General features: G+C 72.4%; 1 protein-coding gene. It reads left to right on the forward strand.

The genetic code is table 11. The features are described 5' to 3' along the window. Positions 1-27: 27 nt before the first annotated feature. Complete coding sequence (locus tag J8403_RS27720; RefSeq protein WP_211125549.1) at positions 28-21,636, forward strand: type I polyketide synthase; 21,609 nt, start codon at positions 28-30, stop codon at positions 21,634-21,636. Positions 21,637-21,684 lie beyond the last annotated feature (48 nt).

The raw sequence follows: 21,684 nt of genomic DNA on the forward strand, positions 1-21,684 counted from the left end.
TCATCTCAGCACCGCGGGGACGGCGTAATGGCGACGGCGAACGAAGAGAAGTACCTCGACTACCTCAAGCGGGCCACCACCGACCTGCGCGAGGCGCGGCGGCGGCTGCGCGAGGTCGAGGAGCGTGAGCAGGAGCCGATCGCCATCGTGGCGATGAGCTGCCGCTACCCCGGCGGGGTCACCACCCCCGAGGAGCTGTGGGAGCTCGTCGCCCGCGGCGGTGACGCGGCCACGCCGTACCCCACCAACCGCGGCTGGGCCACCGACGTCCTCTTCGAGCCGGACCCGGACAGCGGCCAGGAGCCGTACGTCCACGAGGGCGGCTTCCTGCACGACGCGGCCGACTTCGACCCCGCGTTCTTCGGCATCTCGCCGCGCGAGGCCCTCGCCATGGACCCGCAGCAGCGGCTGCTGCTGGAAACCTCCTGGGAGGCGTTCGAGCGCGCGGGCATCGACCCGACCTCGCTCCAGGGCAGCCAGACCGGTGTGTTCGCGGGCGTGATGTACCACGACTACGCCTCCCGGCTGTTCTCCGCGCCCGAGGACGTCGAGGGCTTCCTCGGCAACGGCAGCTCCGGCTCCATCGCCTCCGGCCGCGTCGCCTACACCTTCGGCCTGGAGGGGCCGGCCGTCACCATCGACACGGCCTGCTCCTCCTCCCTGGTCGCCCTGCACTTCGCCGCCCAGGCGCTGCGCCGCCGGGAGTGCTCGCTGGCCCTGGCCGGCGGTGTCACGGTGATGTCCACCCCCGGCACCTTCACCGAGTTCAGCCGCCAGCGCGGCCTCGCCGCCGACGGCCGCTGCAAGTCCTTCGCGGCGGCCGCGGACGGCACCGGCTGGGGCGAAGGCGCCGGCATGCTGCTGCTGGAGCGGCTCTCCGACGCCCGCGCCAACGGCCACCAGGTGCTCGCCCTCGTCCGCGGCAGCGCCATCAACCAGGACGGCGCCAGCAGCGGCCTGACCGCCCCGAACGGCCCCTCGCAGCAGCGCGTCATCCGCCAGGCCCTGGCCTCCGCCCGGCTCTCCGCCGGGCAGATCGACGTGGTCGAGGCCCACGGCACGGGCACCACCCTCGGCGACCCCATCGAGGCGCAGGCCCTGCTCGCCACGTACGGGCGCAACCACACCGAGGACCAGCCGCTGTGGCTGGGCTCCATCAAGTCCAACATCGGCCACACCCAGGCCGCCGCCGGTGTCGCGGGCATCATCAAGATGGTCATGGCGATGCGCCACGGGACGCTTCCGGCGACCCTGCACGTCGACCAGCCCACCCCCAACGTCGACTGGTCGGCCGGCGCCGTCTCGCTGCTGACCGAGGGGCGCGCCTGGCCCGACACCGACCAGCCGCGCCGGGCCGCGGTGTCCTCGTTCGGCATCAGCGGCACCAACGCGCACACCATCCTGGAGCAGGCGCCCGAGCCGGACGCCGAGGAGCCGCGGACCGCGAAGACGGCCGACGACGGCGCCCCCGCCGAGACCCGCACCGCCACCGCGCTGCCGCTGTGGACCGTGGCGGCCAAGAGCCGCCCCGCGCTGCGCGCCCAGGCCGCGAACCTGCGCGCCCACCTCGAGGCCCACCCCGAACTGCGCCTCACCGACGTCGGCTTCTCGCTGGCCATCGGCCGGGCCGCCTTCGACCACCGGGCGGCGATCGTCGCCGACGACCGCGAGGGCCTGATACGCGCCCTCGACGCACTCTCCCGCGAGGAGCCCGCGACCGGGCTGGTCGAGGGCAAGGTCACCGGCGGCAAGGTGGCCTTCCTGTTCACCGGGCAGGGCAGCCAGCGGCTGGGGATGGGGCGTGAGCTGTATGACGCCTATCCGGTGTTCGCCGAGGCGCTGGACGCGGTGTGTGCGGAGCTGGACCCGCACCTTGAACGGCCTGTGAAGGACGTCCTGTTCGGGGACGACGCGGAGGCGCTGGACCGGACCGGTTTCACCCAGCCTGCGTTGTTCGCGGTTGAGGTGGCGTTGTTCCGGCTGGTGGAGGCGTGGGGGCTGCGGCCCGACTTCCTCTCCGGGCATTCCATTGGTGAGCTGGCCGCCGCGCATGTGGCGGGTGTGCTGTCGCTGGCGGACGCGTCGAAGTTGGTGGCGGCGCGGGGCCGGTTGATGCAGGAGCTTCCGGCGGGCGGCGCGATGATCGCGGTGCAGGCGTCGGAGGACGAGGTGGCGCCGCTGCTGACCGAGCGGGTCAGCATTGCCGCGCTGAACGGGCCGACGTCGGTCGTGATCGCCGGCGATGAGGACGCGGCGCTTGAGATCGCGGCGTCGTTCCAGGCGCAGGGCCGGAAGACGAAGCGGCTCACGGTGAGCCACGCGTTCCACTCGCCGCGTATGGACGGGATGCTGGAGGCGTTCCGGCGGGTGGCGCAGGGGCTGTCGTACGAGGCGCCGAAGATCCCGATCGTGTCGAATCTGACCGGTGGCGTGGTGTCCGCCGACGAGATCACGACCGCTGACTTCTGGGTGCGCCACGTCCGCGAGGCCGTCCGCTTCCTCGACGGCGTACGGACGCTGGAGGAGCGCAACGTCACGAAGTTCGTGGAACTGGGCCCGGACGGTGTGCTCACCGCCATGGCCCAGGACTGCCTGACCCGCGACGACGCCACCCTTGTGGCCGCGCTGCGCTCCGGCCGTCCGGAGCTCCAGAGCCTGGCCGCAGCCGTCGCCGGGGCGCATGTCCACGGTGTCTCCCCGGACTGGGCCGCGGTGTTCGCCGGGACGGACACGGCCCGTACGGACCTTCCGCTCTACCCCTTCCAGCGCGACACCTACTGGCTCGACACCGGCTACTGGGCGGGCGACATGGTGTCCGCCGGGCTCGGCGCGGCCGACCACCCGCTGCTGGGTGCCGCGGTGGCGCTCGCCGACTCCGACGGTTTCCTCTACACCGGCCGTCTCGCCCTGGACACCCATCCGTGGTTGGCCGATCACGCGGTGGCGGGCTCGGTGCTGCTCCCCGGCACGGCCTTCGTGGAGCTGGCGATCCGCGCCGGTGACCAGGTCGGTTGCGAGCTGCTGGAGGAGCTGACGCTGGAGGCGCCGCTGGTGCTTCCCGAGGTGGGCGGCGTCCAGCTCCAGCTGTCGGTGGGCGCGCCCGACGCTTCGGGACGCCGCGCGCTGACGGTGTACTCGCGGCACGAGGACGCGGCGGTCGACGAACCGTGGACGCGGCATGCCTCGGGTGTGCTGGGTACGGGCGCGCCCGCGGCGTCGTTCGACCTGGCGGCGTGGCCTCCGGCGGGGGCGTCGGCGCTGCCCGTCGAGGACCTGTACGAGGGCCTGGCCGAGGCGGGGCTGACGTACGGCCCGGTGTTCCAGGGGCTGACGTCCGCCTGGCGGCTGGGTGACGAGGTCTACGCGGAGCTGGAGCTGCCGGAGGACGCGCGGTCCGAGGCGGGCGCGTTCGGTTTGCATCCGGCGCTGCTGGATTCGGCGCTGCATGCGGTGGGTCTGGGTGGTCTGGTCGAGGGCGAGGGCGCCCGGCTGCCGTTCGCGTGGGCTGGTGTGTCGCTGCACGCGGTGGGTGCTTCGGTGCTGCGGGTGCGGTTGTCGGCGGCTGGTGCGGACGCGGTGTCGCTGGCGGTGGCCGATGGCGCCGGGCGTGCCGTGCTGTCGGTGGATTCGCTGGTGCTGCGGCCGGTGTCCGTCGAGCAGATCCAGGGTGCGCGGGGTGGCCGTCAGGAGTCGCTGTTCCGGCTCGACTGGCCCGAGGTGTCCGCCCAGGGCCCGGCGGGACGCTGGGTGCTGCTGGGGTCCGACCCGCTCGACCTGGCGTCGACCGGGCAGCGGTTCGACACCTATGCCGACCTGGACGCGCTGGCTGCGGCGGTCGAGTCCGGTGCTGCGCTGCCGGACGACGTGGTGGTCGCCCTGCCCTCGAACGGTGCGGCAATTCCAGCCCGTCCGGCGATTGAGGACCGGGGTCCTGGGGCGGAGCCCCAGGTTGCCGCCGACGCCGTGCACCACGCCACCGCCCAGGCGCTTGACCTGCTGCAACGGTGGCTGAATGACGACCGCTTCACGAACTCGCGGCTGGTCCTGTTGACCTCGGGTGCCGTGGCGGCCGGTACCGACGAGCCGGTGGCCGATCTGACCCATGCCGCGGTCTGGGGCTTGGTGCGCTCCGCCGAGTCGGAGAACCCGGGCCGGTTCGTCCTGGTCGATGTCGACGGCGCGGCCGATTCGCTGAGGGCGGTGCCGGACGCGCTGGCGTCGGGCGAACCGCAGGTGGCCGTACGGGACGGGGTGCTGCGGGCACCGCGCCTGGCGCGGGCTGCCGCCGCGGGCTCGGGTTCCGGGGAGGACGCGCCGGAGTTCGACGCCGACGGCACGGTGCTGGTCACCGGTGCGAGTGGCACGCTGGGCGCTCTGTTCGCCCGCCACCTGGTGGTGGAGCGTGGCGTACGGCAGTTGCTGCTGGTGAGCCGTCGTGGCGATCAGGCGCCGGGCGCGGCCGAACTCAGCTCTGAGCTCTCCGAGTTGGGCGCGAGCGTGCGCTGGGCGGCGTGCGATGTGGCGGACCGGGACGCGCTGGCCGCGACCCTCGCGGACGTCCCCGCCGAGCATCCGCTGACGGCCGTGGTGCACACGGCCGGTGTGCTGGATGACGGGGTGATCGGTTCGCTGACGCCGGAGCGGTTGGAGCGGGTGCTGCGTCCGAAGGTGGACGCGGCCTGGAACCTGCACGAGCTGACCCGCGACCTCGACCTCTCCGCGTTCGTGCTCTTCTCCTCCGCCGCCGGTGTCTTCGGCGCCGCCGGACAGGGCAACTACGCCGCCGCCAACGCCTACCTGGACGCGCTCGCCCAGCACCGTACGGCGCTCGGTCTGCCCGGAACGTCCCTGGCCTGGGGCCTGTGGGCCGCCGAATCCGGTGGTATGGCCGGTGAGCTGGACCAGACCGATGTGTCCCGGATGAGCCGGGGCGGCGTCGCCGCGCTCGCCACCGACGAGGGCAAGGAGCTGTTCGACGCGGCCGGACGGGCCGGCGAGGCCCTGCTCGTCCCGGTCCGGCTGGACCTGGCGGCGGCACGGGCCGAGGCGGCGTCCACCGGGGTGGTGGCCCCGCTGATGTCCGGGCTGGTGCGGGTGCCGGCGCGGCGTACGGCGGAGGGCTCCGCCGGAACGGGCGCCCTGGCGCAGCGGCTGGCCCGCCTGAACGGGACCGAGCAACTGGAGACGCTGCTGGAGCTGGTCCGTACCCAGGTCGCCGCCGTCCTGGGCTATGGCACCGCCGACTCCGTCGACCCCGACCGCGCCTTCCGCGACCTGGGCTTCGACTCGCTGACCGCCGTCGAACTGCGCAACCGCCTGAACGCGGTCAGCGGGATGCGGCTCCCCGCCACCCTGGTCTTCGACTACCCGACCTCCCTCGTCCTGGCCGAACACCTCCGGGACGAACTGGCGGGCACCGGCGCCCGGTCGGGCCTGCCCGTCCAGGCCGTGGGCGCGATCGACGACGAGCCGATCGCCATCGTGGCGATGAGCTGCCGCTTCCCGGGCGGGGTGCGCACCCCCGAGGACCTGTGGCGGCTGCTGTCCGCAGGCCAGGACGCGATCTCCGGCTTCCCCGTCGACCGTGGCTGGGACCTGGACGCGCTCTACCACCCGGACCCGGAGCACCCCGGCACCTCGTACACCCGCGAGGGCGGTTTCCTCCACGACGCCGCCGACTTCGACCCCACCTTCTTCGGCATCTCGCCCCGTGAGGCGCTGGCGACGGACCCGCAGCAGCGGCTGCTGCTGGAGACGTCCTGGGAGGCGTTCGAGCGCGCGGGCATCGACCCGGCCACGCTGCGCGGCAGCCGTACCGGTGTCTTCGCGGGCGTCATGTATCACGACTACGCCACGCTCGTGGAGCAGGCCCCGGACGGCGGCGGCGAGGGCGCGATCGGCTCCGGCAGCACGGGCTCCATCGCCTCCGGCCGCGTCGCCTACGCCCTCGGCCTGGAAGGCCCGGCGGTCACCGTCGACACGGCGTGCTCGTCGTCGCTGGTGGCGCTGCACTGGGCGATGCAGGCGCTGCGCTCGGGCGAGTGCACGATGGCGCTGGCCGGTGGTGTCACGGTGATGGCGACCCCCGGCACGTTCGTCGGCTTCAGCCGCCAGGGCGGCCTGTCCGCCGACGGCCGCTGCAAGGCGTTCTCGGCGGACGCGGACGGCACGGGCTGGGCCGAGGGCGCGGGCATGCTGCTGGTCGAGCGGCTGTCGGACGCGCGCAAGAACGGTCACCCGGTGCTGGCCGTGGTGCGTGGCAGCGCGGTGAACCAGGACGGTGCGTCCAACGGTCTGACGGCGCCGAACGGCCCGTCGCAGCAGCGCGTCATCCGGCAGGCGCTGGCCGCCGCCGGGCTGTCGGTCGGCGATGTGGACGTGGTGGAGGCCCACGGTACGGGCACCACGCTGGGCGACCCGATCGAGGCCCAGGCCCTGCTCGCCACGTACGGCCAGGAGCGGGACGCGGAGCGGCCGTTGCTGCTCGGCTCCATCAAGTCCAACATGGGCCACACCCAGGCCGCAGCTGGTGTCGCGGGTGTGATGAAGATGATCCTCGCCATGCGGCACGGGGTGCTTCCGAAGACCCTGCACGCGGACGAGCCGTCGCCGCATGTCGACTGGTCGGCGGGCGCGGTCGCGCTGCTGACGGATCAGGTGGCATGGCCGGAGACCGGTCGCCCGCGCCGCGCGGGCGTGTCGTCGTTCGGCATCAGCGGTACCAATGTGCACACCATCATCGAGCAGGCGCCGGAGGCGGCGGCGGAGGAGCCTCCGGCGGCCCCCGCCGCCCCGCCCGCCGTGGTGCCGTGGGTGCTGTCGGGGCGCAGTGAGGCCGCGCTGCGGGCCCAGGCCGAGCGGCTGGTCGCCCATGCGACGGACCGGCCTGAGCTGGACGCGGTCGACCTGGGCTACTCGCTGGCCACCGGCCGATCGGCCTTCGACCACCGTGCGGTGGTGGTGGCCGAGGACCGGGACGGGCTGCTGAAGGCTCTGGGGGCGCTGGCCGAGGGACGTCGCGCCGCGGCGCTCGTCCAGGGTTCGGTGGCCGGCGGCAAGGTGGCGTTCCTGTTCACGGGGCAGGGGAGTCAGCGGCTGGGGATGGGGCGTGAGCTGTATGACGCCTATCCGGTGTTCGCCGAGGCGCTGGACGCGGTGTGCGGTGAGTTGGACGCGCACCTTGAACGGCCACTGAAGGGCGTCCTGTTCGGGGATGATGCCGAGGCGCTGGATCAGACGGGGGTCACTCAGCCTGCGTTGTTCGCGGTTGAGGTGGCGTTGTTCCGGCTGGTGGAGGCGTGGGGTCTGCGTGCGGACTTCCTGTCGGGCCACTCGATTGGTGAGTTGGCCGCCGCGCATGTGGCGGGTGTGCTGTCGCTGGCGGATGCGGCGAAGTTGGTGGCGGCGCGTGGCCGTTTGATGCAGGAGCTTCCGACCGGTGGCGCGATGATCGCGGTGCAGGCGTCGGAGGCCGAGGTGGCGCCGCTGCTGACCGAGCGGGTCAGCATTGCCGCGCTGAACGGGCCGACGTCGGTCGTGATCGCCGGTGATGAGGACGCGGCGCTTGAGATCGCGGCGGGCTTTGAGGCACAGGGTCGGAAGACCAAGCGGCTGACGGTCAGCCACGCGTTCCACTCGCCGCGTATGGACGGGATGCTGGACGCCTTCCGTGCGGTGGCCGAGGGGCTGACGTACGAGGCTCCGCGCATCCCGATCGTGTCGAATCTGACCGGTGGCGTGGTGTCCGCCGAGGAGATCACCAGCCCGGACTTCTGGGTGCGCCACGTGCGCGAGGCCGTGCGCTTCCTCGATGGGGTGCGGACCCTTGAGACGCAGGGCGTCTCCACGTTCGTCGAGCTGGGTCCGGACGGTGTGCTCACCGCCATGGCCCAGCAGTGTGTGACCGGCGAGGACGCCGCGTTCGCCGCCGTGCTGCGCAAGGGCCGTCCCGAGGCCAGGACGCTGACCACCGCCATCGCCCGGGCGCATGTCCGTGGTGTGGCGGTCGACTGGGACGCCGTCTTCGCCGGTACGGGTGCGGCTCGGGTCGACCTGCCCACGTACGCCTTCCAGTACGCGCGCTACTGGCCCGAGCTCCCGGCCGCTGCCCTGGGCGGTACGGCCGGGCTGGGGCTGGCGACCGTCGACCATCCGCTGGTCGGGGCCGCCGTGCCGCTGGCCGGTGGCGAGGGGTTGCTGCTCACGGGCCGACTGGGCGTCGACACGCATCCGTGGCTGCTCGACCACGCGGTGATGGGTTCGGTGTTGCTGCCGGGAACGGCCTTTGTGGAGCTGGCGGTTCGTGCCGGTGACCAGGTGGGTTGTGACCAGGTGGAGGAGTTGACGCTGGAGGCGCCGCTGGTGCTTCCGGAGGTGGGCGGCGTTCAGCTTCAGCTGTCGGTGGGCGCGGCTGACGATTCCGGTCGTCGTGCGTTCGAGGTGTACTCGCGGTTCGAGGACGCGGCCGCCGATGAGCCGTGGCTGCGCCATGCCTCCGGTGCGCTGGTGGAGGGCGCTTCGGCGCCGTCGTTCGACCTGAGCGCATGGCCTCCGGCGGGTGCGACGCCGGTCGAGCTCGATGGTCTGTATGAGGGCATGGCGGGTCTGGGGCTCGCTTACGGCCCGGTGTTCCAGGGGCTGACGTCCGCGTGGCGGCTGGGTGACGAGGTCTTCGCGGAGCTGGAGCTGCCGGAGGACGCGCGGTCCGAGGCGGGCGCGTTCGGTCTGCATCCGGCGCTGCTGGACTCCGCGCTGCACGCGGTCGGGCTTGGCGGTCTGGTCGAGGGTGCGGACGGGGCGCGGTTGCCGTTTGCGTGGGCTGGTGTGTCGTTGCATGCGGTGGGTGCTTCGGTGCTGCGGGTGCGGTTGTCGTCGGCGGGTGCGGATGCGGTGTCGTTGGCGGTGGCTGATGGTGCTGGGCGTGCGGTGTTGTCGGTGGATTCGCTGGTGTTGCGGCCGGTGTCCGTCGAGCAGATCCAGGGTGCGCGGGGTGGCCGTCAGGAGTCGTTGTTCCGGCTTGACTGGGTCGAGGTGTCGGCTCAGGGTCCGGCGGGGCGTTGGGCGTTGCTGGGGTCGGATGTGCTCGATCTGGCGTCGGCCGGGCAGCGGTTCGACACCTATGCCGACCTGGACGCGCTGGCTGCGGCGGTCGAGTCCGGTGCTGCGCTGCCGGACGACGTGGTGGTCGCCCTGCCCTCGAACGGTGCGGCAATTCCAGCCCGTCCGGCGATTGAGGACCGGGGTCCTGGGGCGGAGCCCCAGGTTGCCGCCGACGCCGTGCACCACGCCACCGCCCAGGCGCTTGACCTGCTGCAACGGTGGCTGAATGACGACCGTTTCACGAACTCGCGGCTGGTCCTGCTGACCTCGGGTGCCGTGGCGGCCGGTGCGGACGAGCCGGTGGCCGATCTGGTCCATGCCGCCGTCTGGGGCCTGGCCCGCTCCGCCGAGTCGGAGAACCCGGGCCGGTTCGTCCTGGTCGACGTCGACGGCGCGGCCGATTCGCTGAGGGCGGTGCCGGACGCGTTGGCGTCGGGCGAGCCGCAGGTGGCCGTACGGGACGGGGTGCTGCGGGCACCGCGCCTGGCGCGGGCCGCCGCCGCGGGCTCGGGTTCCGGGGAGGACGCGCCGGAGTTCGACGCCGACGGCACGGTCCTGGTGACCGGTGCGAGTGGCACACTGGGCGGTCTGCTGGCCCGCCACTTGGTGGTGGAGCGTGGCGTACGGCGGCTGCTGCTGGTGAGCCGCCGTGGTGGCGAGGCTCCGGGCGCGGCCGAACTCAGCGCTGAACTGACTGAGCTGGGCGCTGCGGTGCGATGGGCGGCGTGTGATGTCGCCGATCGTGACCAGTTGGCAGAGGTGCTCAGGGCGATTCCGGCGGAGCATCCGCTGACGGCCGTGGTGCATACGGCCGGTGTGCTGGATGACGGCGTGTTCGGTTCGCTGACGTCGGAGCGGTTGGAGCGGGTGCTGCGTCCGAAGGTGGACGCGGCCTGGAATCTGCATGAGCTGACCCGCGACCTCGACCTCTCCGCGTTCGTGCTCTTCTCCTCCGCCGCCGGTGTCTTCGGCAATGCGGGGCAGGGCAACTACGCCGCCGCCAACGCCTTCCTGGACGCGCTGGCTCAGCATCGTGCGGCGCGTGGCCTGCCCGGCACCTCGCTGGCCTGGGGTCTGTGGGCCGACTCCAGCGCGATGACCGGTGAGTTGGACGACGCGGATGTGTCCCGGATGAGCCGGGGCGGTGTCCTCGCGCTGTCCGCGACCGAGGGTCTGGAGCTGTTCGACGCCGCGGGCCGCCTCGGCGAGGCGCTGCTGGTGCCGATGGCGCTGGACATGGCCGCGCTCCGGGCGCAGGCGGCCGGCGGTGCGCTGGCGCCGCTGTTCCGTGGGCTGGTGCGGGTTCCGGCGCGGCGTGCGGCAGAGGGTGCGGCGGCGTCGGGTGCGCTGGCGGGGCGGCTCGCCGGGCTGGACGCGGCCGAGCAGCTCGATGTGCTGCTGGACCTGGTGCGGACGAACGTCGCGACGGTGCTCGGATATGCCGGACCGGAGACGGTTGACCCCGACCGCTCCTTCCGTGAGCTGGGCTTTGACTCGCTCACGGCGGTGGAGCTGCGGAATGCGCTGGGTGCGGTGAGTGAGCTGCGGCTGCCCGCGACGCTGGTCTTCGACTACCCGACGCCGATGGTGTTGGCGGAGTTCCTGCGCGCCGAGGTGGTCGGTGCGGCGGCTGCCGTGGCGGGCCCGGTTGTGGTGGCTGCCGCGGATGATGAGCCGATCGCGATCGTGGGGCTGGGTTGCCGTTATCCGGGCGGGGTGGAGACCCCGGAGGATCTGTGGCGGCTGGTCATGGAGGGCCGGGACGCCATCTCGGAATTCCCGACCGACCGCGGCTGGGACCTCGGGGCGCTCTACCACGAGGACCCGGACCACAGCGGTACGAGCTACGCCCGCGAGGGCGGCTTCGTGGAGGAGGCCGGCCACTTCGACCCGGCGTTCTTCGGTATCTCGCCGCGTGAGGCCCTCGCGATGGATCCGCAGCAGCGGTTGCTGCTGGAGACGTCGTGGGAGGCGTTCGAGCGCGCCGGGATTGATCCGGGTGTGCTGCGCGGCAGCCGTACCGGTGTGTTCGCGGGCGTCATGTACCACGACTACGCCTCGCTGCTGGAGCGGGTGCCGGAGGGAGTCGAAGGCTTCCTCGGTACGGGCAATGCGGCGAGTGTGATTTCGGGGCGGTTGGCGTACACGTTTGGTCTTGAGGGGCCGACGATTACGGTGGATACGGCGTGTTCGTCGTCGTTGGTGGCGTTGCATCTGGCGGTTCAGGCGCTGCGGAACGGTGAGTGTTCGCTGGCGTTGGCCGGTGGTGTGACGGTGATGGCGACTCCGGCGCCGTTTGTGGAGTTCAGTCGTCAGCGTGGGCTTGCGGGGGATGGCCGGTGCAAGGCGTTCTCTGCTGATGCGGATGGCACGGGCTGGTCCGAGGGTGCGGGCATGCTGCTGGTGGAGCGGCTGTCGGACGCGCGGAAGAACGGGCATCCGGTGCTGGCGGTCGTGCGGGGTTCCGCGATCAACCAGGACGGTGCGTCGAATGGTCTGACGGCGCCGAATGGTCCGTCGCAGCAGCGGGTGATTCGTCAGGCGTTGGCGAATGCGGGTCTGTCGACTGGTGATGTGGATGCGGTCGAGGCGCATGGCACGGGCACGTCGCTGGGTGACCCGATCGAGGCGCAGGCGCTGATGGCCACGTATGGCCAGGAGCGGGAGGCGGACAAGCCGCTCCTGCTCGGTTCGATCAAGTCGAACATGGGTCATACGCAGGCTGCTGCCGGTGTTGCGGGGATCATCAAGATGGTGATGGCGATGCGGCATGGTGTGTTGCCGCGGACGCTGCATGCTCAGGAGCCGTCGCCGCATATTGACTGGTCGGCGGGTGCGGTGTCGTTGTTGCAGGAGTCGGTGGAGTGGCCGGAGTCGGGTCGTCCCCGGCGGGCGGCTGTCTCCTCGTTCGGCTTCAGTGGCACCAACGCGCACACGATCATCGAGCAGGCCCCGGCAGCCATCGAGGACGAGGCCTCGGGTGAGGTGGCGACCGCACCTGGCGTGACGTCGTGGCCGCTGTCGGCGAAGACCGCCGACGCGCTGCGTGCGCAGGCCGTGCGGCTCCGTTCCTATCTGGACGAGCGGCCGGAGATCGCACCGGCCGACCTCGGCTACTCACTCGCGACCACGCGCGCCGCGCTGGACCACCGCGCGGTGCTGGTGGCCGACGACCGCGAGGGTTTCCTGCGCGGTCTGGACGCCTTGGCGCGCGGCGAGTCCGGTGCGGAGGTGATCCAGGGATCGGCCGCCGGTGGCAAGGTGGCGTTCCTGTTCACGGGGCAGGGGAGCCAGCGGCTCGGCATGGGCCGTGAGCTGTACGACGCCTACCCGGTGTTCGCCGAGGTGTTCGACGCGGTCTGCGATGCGCTGGACGCGCATCTTGAGCAGCCGCTGAAGACAGTGCTGTTCGGGGATGACGCCGAGGCGCTGGACCAGACCGGGTTCACCCAGCCCGCACTGTTCGCCATCGAGGTGGCGCTGTTCCGGCTGGTCGCGACCTGGGGTCTGAAGGCCGACTTCCTCTCCGGCCACTCCATCGGCGAGCTGGCCGCCGCCCATGTGGCGGGTGTCCTCTCCCTGGCGGACGCGGCGAAGCTGGTGGCCGCGCGTGGGCGGCTGATGCAGGAGCTTCCGGCCGGTGGCGCGATGATCGCCATCCAGGCGTCGGAAGACGAGGTACTGCCGCTGCTGACCGAGCGGGTCAGCATTGCCGCGCTCAACGGCCCGACCTCCGTGGTCATCGCCGGTGATGAGGACGTGGCTCAGGAGATCGCGGCGTCGTTCGAGGCGCAGGGCCGGAAGACCAAGCGGCTCACGGTCAGCCACGCGTTCCACTCCCCGCGCATGGACGGGATGCTGGACGCGTTCCGCGAGGTCGCGCAGGGCCTGACGTACGAAGCCCCGCGCATCCCGATCGTCTCCAACCTGACCGGGACCGTGGTCTCCGCCGAGGAGATCACGACCCCCGACTTCTGGGTGCGCCACGTCCGCGAAGCCGTGCGCTTCCTCGACGGTGTCCGGACGATGGAAGCCCAGGGCGTCACCACCTACCTCGAACTCGGCCCCGACGGTGTCCTCACCGCCATGGCCCAGGAGTGCGTCACCGACGCCGAGGCCGACGCCGCCTTCGCCGCCGTATTGCGGGCCGGGCGACCCGAGGCGCGGTCGGTCCACGCCGCCATCGCCCGGGCGCACGTCCGTGGTGTGGCAGTCGACTGGGAGGCGTTCTTCGCCGGTACGGGTGCGGCTCGGGTCGAGCTGACCGACCTGCCGACGTACGCCTTCCAGCGCCGCCGGTACTGGCCGCAGGCGTCGGCGTACGGCGTCGGCGGTACGGCGGGACTCGGCCTCGCCGCCGCCGACCACCCGCTCGTGGGTGCCGTCGTACCGCTCGCGGGTGGCGATGGGCTGCTGCTGACCGGGCGGATCTCGGTGCAGACGCATCCGTGGCTGCTCGACCACGCGGTGATGGGTTCGGTGTTGCTGCCGGGAACGGCCTTTGTGGAGCTGGCGGTTCGTGCCGGTGACCAGGTGGGTTGTGACCAGGTGGAGGAGTTGACGCTGGAGGCGCCGCTGGTGCTTCCGGAGGTGGGCGGCGTTCAGCTTCAGCTGTCGGTGGGTGCGCCGGACGATTCTGGCCGCCGTGCGTTCGAGGTGTACTCGCGGTTCGAGGACGCGGCCGCCGATGAGCCGTGGCTGCGCCACGCCTCCGGTGCGCTCGTGGCGGGCGCCCCGACGCCGTCGTTCGACCTGAGCGCATGGCCGCCGGCCGGTGCGACGCCGGTCGAGCTCGATGGTCTGTATGAGGGCATGGCGGGTCTCGGTCTCGCCTATGGCCCGGTGTTCCAGGGGCTGACGTCCGCGTGGCGGCTCGACGGCGAGGTCTACGCCGAGCTGGAGCTGCCGGAGGACGGACAGTCCGACGCGGGGCTGTTCGGGCTGCATCCCGCGCTGCTGGACTCCGCGCTGCACGCGGTCGGGCTTGGCGGTCTGGTCGAGGGTGCGGACGGGGCGCGGTTGCCGTTTGCGTGGGCTGGTGTGTCGTTGCATGCGGTGGGTGCTTCGGTGCTGCGGGTGCGGTTGTCGTCGGCGGGTGCGGATGCGGTGTCGTTGGCGGTGGCTGATGGTGCTGGGCGTGCGGTGTTGTCGGTGGATTCGCTGGTGTTGCGGCCGGTGTCCGTCGAGCAGATCCAGGGTGCGCGGGGTGGCCGTCAGGAGTCGTTGTTCCGGCTTGACTGGGTCGAGGTGTCGGCTCAGGGTTTGGCGGGGCGTTGGGCGTTGCTGGGGTCGGATGTGCTCGATCTGGCGTCGGCCGGGCAGCGGTTCGACACCTATGCCGACCTGGACGCGCTGGCTGCGGCGGTCGAGTCCGGTGTGACGCTGCCGGATGACGTGGTGGTCGCCCTGCCCTCGAACGGTTCGGCAATTTCAGCCCGTCCGGCGATTGAGGACCGGGGTCCTGGGGCGGAGCCCCAGGTTGCCGCCGACGCGGTGCACCGCGCCACCGTCCAGGCGCTGAGCCTGCTGCAACGGTGGCTGAATGACGACCGTTTCACGAACTCGCGGCTGGTCCTGCTGACCTCGGGTGCCGTGGCGGCCGGTACCGACGAGCCGGTGGCCGATCTGGTCCATGCCGCCGTCTGGGGCCTGGTGCGCTCGGCCGAGTCGGAGAACCCGGGCCGGTTCGTCCTGGTCGATGTCGACGGCGCGGCCGGTTCGCTGTCGGCGGTCGCGGGCGCACTGGGGTCCGGTGAACCGCAGGTGGCGGTACGGGACGGGGTGCTGCGGGCGCCGCGTCTGGCGCGGGCCGCCGTGGACACCGAACAGCCGATCGAGGTCGATGCCGAGGGCACGGTGCTGGTCACCGGTGCGAGTGGCACGCTGGGTGGTCTGCTGGCCCGCCACCTGGTGGTGGAGCGTGGCGTACGGCAGCTGCTGCTGGTGAGCCGTCGTGGCGATCAGGCGCCGGGCGCGGCCGAACTCAGCTCTGAGCTCTCCGAGTTGGGCGCGAGCGTGCGCTGGGCGGCGTGCGATGTGGCGGACCGGGACGCGCTGGCCGCGACCCTCGCGGACGTCCCCGCCGAGCATCCGCTGACGGCGGTCGTGCACACGGCCGGTGTACTGGATGACGGGGTGGTCGGTTCGCTGACGCCGGAGCGGTTGGAGCGGGTGCTGCGTCCGAAGGTGGACGCGGCCTGGAATCTGCATGAGCTGACCCGCGACCTCGACCTCTCCGCGTTCGTGCTCTTCTCCTCCGCCGCTGGTGTCTTCGGCAATGCGGGGCAGGGCAACTACGCCGCCGCCAACGCCTACCTGGACGCCCTCGCCCAGCACCGCCGGGCGCACGGTCTGGCCGGCACCTCGCTGGCCTGGGGCCTGTGGGCCGACTCCAGCGCGATGACCGGTGAGTTGGACGAGGCCGATGTGTCCCGGATGAGCCGGGGCGGCGTCGCCGCGCTGACCGCCACCGAGGGCCTGGAGCTGTTCGACGCCGCGTACCGCACGGACGAGGCGCTGCTCGTGCCCGTCCGGCTGGACCTGGCCGTGCTGCGCGCCGAGGCGGCGTCGGCCGGTGTGGTCGCGCCGCTGCTGCGGGGGCTGGTGCGGGTTCCGGCGCGCCGTGCGGCGGAAGGTGCGGCGGCGTCGGGTGCGCTGGCGGGGCGGCTCGCCGGGCTGAGCGAGGCCGAGCAGCTCGACGCGCTGCTGGAGCTGGTCCGTACGCAGGTCGCCGGCGTACTCGGCCATGACTCGCTGGACACCGTCGAACCGCATCGCTCCTTCCGTGAGCTGGGCTTTGACTCGCTCACGGCGGTGGAGCTGCGGAACGCGCTGGGTGCGGTGAGTGAGCTGCGGCTGCCCGCGACGCTGGTCTTCGACTACCCGACGCCGATGGTGTTGGCGGAGTTCCTGCGCGCCGAGGTGGTGGGTGCGGCTGCCGCGGTGTCCGGGCCGGTTGTGGTGGCTGCCGCGGACGATGAGCCGATCGCGATCGTGGGGCTGGGTTGCCGTTATCCGGGCGGGGTGGAGACCCCGGAGGATCTGTGGCGGCTGGTCATGGAGGGCCGCGACGCGATCTCCGAGTTCCCCACCGACCGCGGCTGGGATCTGGATGGGCTCTACCACCCGGACCCCGACCACCCGGGCACCTCGTACTCCCGCGAGGGCGGCTTCGTCGACCGGGCGGGCCACTTCGATCCGGCGTTCTTCGGTATCTCGCCGCGTGAGGCCCTTGCGATGGACCCGCAGCAGCGGTTGCTGCTGGAGACCTCCTGGGAGGCGTTCGAGCGGGCCGGAATCGCCCCGGGTGCGCTGCGCGGCAGCCGGACGGGTGTCTTCGCCGGTGTGATGTACCACGACTACGCCTCCTCGGTGCCGGCGCTTCCGGAAGGCGTGGAGGGATTCGTCGGTACGGGCAACGCGGGAAGTGTGATTTCGGGGCGGTTGGCGTACACGTTTGGTCTTGAGGGGCCGACGATTACGGTGGATACGGCGTGTTCGTCGTCGTTGGTGGCGTTGCATCTGGCGGTTCAGGCGCTGCGGAACGGTGAGTGTTCGCTGGCGCTCGCGGGTGGTGTGACGGTGATGGCGACTCCGGCGCCGTTTGTGGAGTTCAGTCGTCAGCGTGGGCTTGCGGGGGATGGCCGGTGCAAGGCGTTCTCTGCTGATGCGGATGGCACGGGCTGGTCCGAGGGTGCGGGCATGCTGCTGGTGGAGCGGCTGTCGGACGCGCGGAAGAACGGGCATCCGGTGCTGGCGGTCGTGCGGGGTTCCGCGATCAACCAGGACGGTGCGTCGAATGGTCTGACGGCGCCGAATGGTCCGTCGCAGCAGCGGGTGATTCGTCAGGCGTTGGCGAATGCGGGTCTGTCGACTGGTGATGTGGATGCGGTCGAGGCGCATGGCACGGGCACGTCGCTGGGTGACCCGATCGAGGCGCAGGCGCTGATGGCCACGTATGGCCAGGAGCGGGAGGCGGACAAGCCGCTCCTGCTCGGTTCGATCAAGTCGAACATGGGTCATACGCAGGCTGCTGCCGGTGTTGCGGGGATCATCAAGATCGTGATGGCGATGCGGCATGGTGTGTTGCCGCGGACGCTGCATGCCCAGGAGCCGTCGCCGCATATTGACTGGTCGGCGGGTGCGGTGTCGTTGTTGCAGGAGTCGGTGGAGTGGCCGGAGTCGGGTCGTCCCCGGCGGGCGGCTGTCTCCTCGTTCGGCTTCAGTGGCACCAACGCGCACACGATCATCGAGCAGGCCCCTGAGCCCGAACCGGCGGAGGCTCCCACCGCCCCGGTCGTCCAGCCGTCCGTGCTGCCGTGGATGCTCTCCGGCAAGAACACCGACGCGCTGCGCGCCCAGGCCGGGCGGTTGCTGGCCGATGTCGAGCGGCGGCCGGAGCTGTCGCTGACCGACCTGGCGTACTCGCTCGCGACCACGCGCGCCGCGCTGGACCACCGTGCGGTGGTCGTCGGCGGGGACCGGGCCGGGCTGGTCTCGGGCCTGGAGGCACTGGCACATGGCGAGTCGGCGGCCGGGCTCACCGAAGGCGCGGTGGCGGACGGCAAGGTGGCGTTCCTGTTCACCGGGCAGGGGAGCCAGCGGCTCGATATGGGCCGTGAGCTGTACGACGCCTACCCGGCGTTCGCCGAGGCGTTCGACGCGGTCTGCGACGAGCTGGACACCCACCTCGAACGGCCCCTGAAGACGGTGCTGTTCGGGGATGACGCCGAGGCGCTGGACCAGACCGGGTTCACCCAGCCCGCACTGTTCGCCATCGAGGTGGCGCTGTTCCGGCTGGTCGCGACCTGGGGTCTGAAGGCCGACTTCCTGTCCGGCCACTCCATCGGCGAGCTGGCCGCCGCCCATGTGGCGGGTGTCCTCTCTCTCGCGGACGCGGCGAAGCTGGTGGCCGCACGTGGCCGCCTGATGCAGGAACTGCCCGCCGGTGGCGCGATGATCGCCATCCAGGCGTCCGAGGACGAGGTGCTGCCACTGCTCACCGACCGTGTGAGCGTCGCCGCCCTCAACGGGCCCACATCCGTCGTCATCGCGGGCGACGAGGACGCTGCCGAGCGGATCGCGGCGGGCTTCGAGACGCAGGGTCGGAAGACCAAGCGGCTCACGGTCAGCCATGCGTTCCACTCCCCGCGCATGGACGGGATGCTGGACGCGTTCCGCGAGGTCGCGCAGGGCCTGACGTACGAAGCCCCGCGCATCCCGATCGTCTCCAACCTCACCGGGACCGTGGTCTCCGCCGAGGAGATCACGACGCCCGACTTCTGGGTGCGCCACGTCCGCGAAGCCGTCCGCTTCCTCGACGGTGTCCGCACCCTCGAAGCCCAGGGCGTCACCACCTACCTCGAACTCGGCCCCGACGGTGTCCTCACCGCCATGGCCCAGGAGTGCGTCACCGACGCCGAGGCCGACGCCGCCTTCGCCGCCGCGCTGCGCAAGGACCGCACCGAGGCCGAGACGCTGACGGCCGCCATCGCCCGGGCGCACGTCCGTGGTGTGGCAGTCGACTGGGAGGCGTTCTTCGGGGGGACCGGCGCCCGGCGCACCGAGCTGCCGACGTACCCCTTCCAGCGCGAGCGCTACTGGCTGGAGGCTCCCGCCGGAGCCGTGGGCGACGTGGTCTCGGCCGGTCTCGGCTCGGCCGATCACCCGCTGCTGGGCGCGGCGGTGGATCTGCCCGACTCCGAGGGCTTCCTCTTCACGGGCCGGCTCTCGCTCCGTACGCACCCGTGGCTGGCGGACCACGCCGTCATGGACACCGTGATGCTGCCCGGTACGGCCCTGGTCGAGCTGGCGGTGCGCGCCGGTGACCAGGTCGGCTGCGATCTGCTGGACGAGCTGACCCTCGAAGCGCCGCTGATCCTTCCGGAGCGTGGCGGGGTGCAGCTGCGGGTCGCCGTGGACGAGCCCGACGGCCCCGAGGGGCGGCGCGCGCTGACCGTCTACTCGCGGCTGGAGGACGCCGCCGACGAGCCGTGGATCCGGCACGCCTCCGGTGTGCTCACGGTCTCCGGCTCCGCCACCGTGAACACCGCCACCGCGGAATGGCCCCCGGCCGCCACCACGGCCACCGACCTCGAACCGCTCGACGTGGACGGGCTGTACGACGGCTTCGCCGCGCTCGGCCTCGCCTACGGGCCGGTGTTCCAGGGGCTGCGGGCCGCCTGGCGGCGCGGCGACGAGGTGTTCGCCGAGGTGGCGCTCGACGAGGACCGGCAGGGCGAGGCCCGTGCGTACGGGCTGCACCCGGCGCTGCTGGACGCCGCGCTGCACACGGTGGCGCTCGGCGGGTTCTTCCCGGCCGAGGAGGCGGGCCGGGCCCGGCTGCCGTTCTCGTGGGACGCCGTACGGCTGCACGCGGTCGGCGCGACCGCGCTGCGGGTGCGGGTCTCCCCGTCCGGGCAGGGCGCGGTGGCGCTGGAGATCACTGACGAGGCCGGTAACCCGGTCGTGTCGGTCGGCTCCCTGGCGCTGCGGCCGCTGGACGCCGAGCAGTTCGCGGCCGCCCGTACCGCACACCACGAGGCGCTGTTCCGGCTCGACTGGGCCGCGCTGCCCGCGCCCGCCGAGCCGCAGCGGTCGGAGGACACCGCCCTGTGGGCCGTCCTGGACGGCACCGGCGGCGATCTGAAGATCACGGCCGCGCTGACGGACGCGGACACCGGTATCGAGGCCGAGACCTACGCGGGGCTCTCCGCGCTCGCCGAGGCGGTCGAGACCGAGGGGATCGCGCCCGACGTGGTCCTCGTGCCGTGCCTGCCCGACCTGGGCACGCCCGGGGACACCGCGGGCGCCGCGCACACCGTCGTCCGGCGGACGCTGGCGCTGGTCCAGGAGTGGATCGCGGACGAGCGGTTCGCCGACTCCCGGCTGGTGCTCCTCACCCGTGGCGCGGTGGCCGTGACCACCTCCGACGAGACAGGGGCCGAAGGGGCCGAAGGTGTGGACGACCTGACCCACGCCGCCGCCTGGGGTCTGGTGCGGTCGGCGCAGGCCGAGCACCCGGGCCGCTTCGTCCTGGTGGATGTCCACGGTGACCCGGCCGACGGCACCGCCAACGGCTGGCTCCCCGCCCTGGTCACAGGGCTGCGCACGGACGAGCCGCAGCTCGCCGTCCGTGCCGGGACCGTCCACGCACCGCGCCTCGCGCGGGTGGCGGCCCTGGACGAGACGGCCGTGCCCGGTCTCGACCCGAACGGCACCGTGCTGATCACCGGCGCGTCCGGCACCCTGGGCGGGCAGCTCGCCCGCCATCTGGTGACCGAGCGCGGCGCCCGCCACCTGCTGCTGACCAGCCGCCGTGGCGCGGAGGCGACGGGCGCCGCCGAACTGGCCGCCGAGCTGGGCGCGTTGGGCGCCGAGGCCACCTGGGCGGCGTGCGACGCGGCCGACCGGGACGCGCTCGCCGGCCTCCTGGCGGACATCCCCGCCGACCACCCGCTCACCGCCGTGATCCACGCGGCGGGCGTGCTGGACGACGGGATCATCGAATCCCTCACCCCGGAGCGGGTCGAGCGGGTGCTGCGGCCCAAGGTGGACGCGGCGTGGAACCTCCACGAGCTGACCCGCGACAGCGACCTCTCCGCCTTCGTGCTGTTCTCCTCGGCGGCCGGTGTCTTCGGCAACCCGGGACAGGGCAACTACGCGGCGGCCAACACCTTCCTGGACGCCCTCGCCCAGCACCGCCGCGCCCAGGGCCTGCCCGCCACCTCCCTGGCCTTCGGCCTGTGGGAGGACGACGGCGGCATGGCCGCGACCCTCGCCGACGCCGACCGGCAGCGGATGAGCCGCGGCAGCATGGGCGCGCTGAGCACCGCCGAGGGCCTGGCGCTGTTCGACGTGTCCGCCCTCGCCGGACACGCGGTGCTGATCCCCGCCGCCCTGGACATAGCCGCCCTGCGCGCCCAGTCCACGGGCGGGGTCGCCCCGCTGCTGCGCGGGCTGATCCGTACCCCCGTACGGCGGGCCGCGGCCGGTGGCGGCGGGGCGGACGAGGCGGCGGGCCTCGCCGAGCGGCTCGCGGGCATGTCCGCGGCCGAGCGGGACCGCTTCCTGCTCAACCTGGTCTGCGGCCAGGTGGCCACCGTGCTCGGCTACGGCAGCGCGGCCGCGATCGAACCCGGCGCGGCCTTCAAGGAGCTGGGCTTCGACTCGCTCACCGCCGTCGAACTCCGCAACCGGCTCGGCGCGGCCACCGGGCTCCGGCTGCCCGCCACGCTGATCTTCGACTACCCGACCCCCGACGCCCTCACCGACCATCTGCGCGCGGAACTCCCGCACGGGGACGGCGGCGGCCCGTCGGTGTTCGGCGAACTCGACCGCCTGGAAGCCGCCCTGGCGGTGGCCGCCGACGACAGCGTGACCCGCTCCAGGATCACCATGCGCCTCCAGGCGCTCCTGGCGAAGTGGAACGACGCCCAGGAAGCGACCGGAGACGGCGACACCGACGACCACGACCTCGAATCCGCGACCGACGATGAGCTCTTCGACCTGCTCGACGACGAACTCGGCTCCTCCTGAACGGGAGCGTTCTGAACACATGAGCACCCCCTCCCTCTTCGCAAGGAG

This window comes from Streptomyces yatensis (genome assembly GCF_018069625.1).
In the GTDB taxonomy this organism is placed as follows: Bacteria; Actinomycetota; Actinomycetes; order Streptomycetales; family Streptomycetaceae; genus Streptomyces; species Streptomyces yatensis.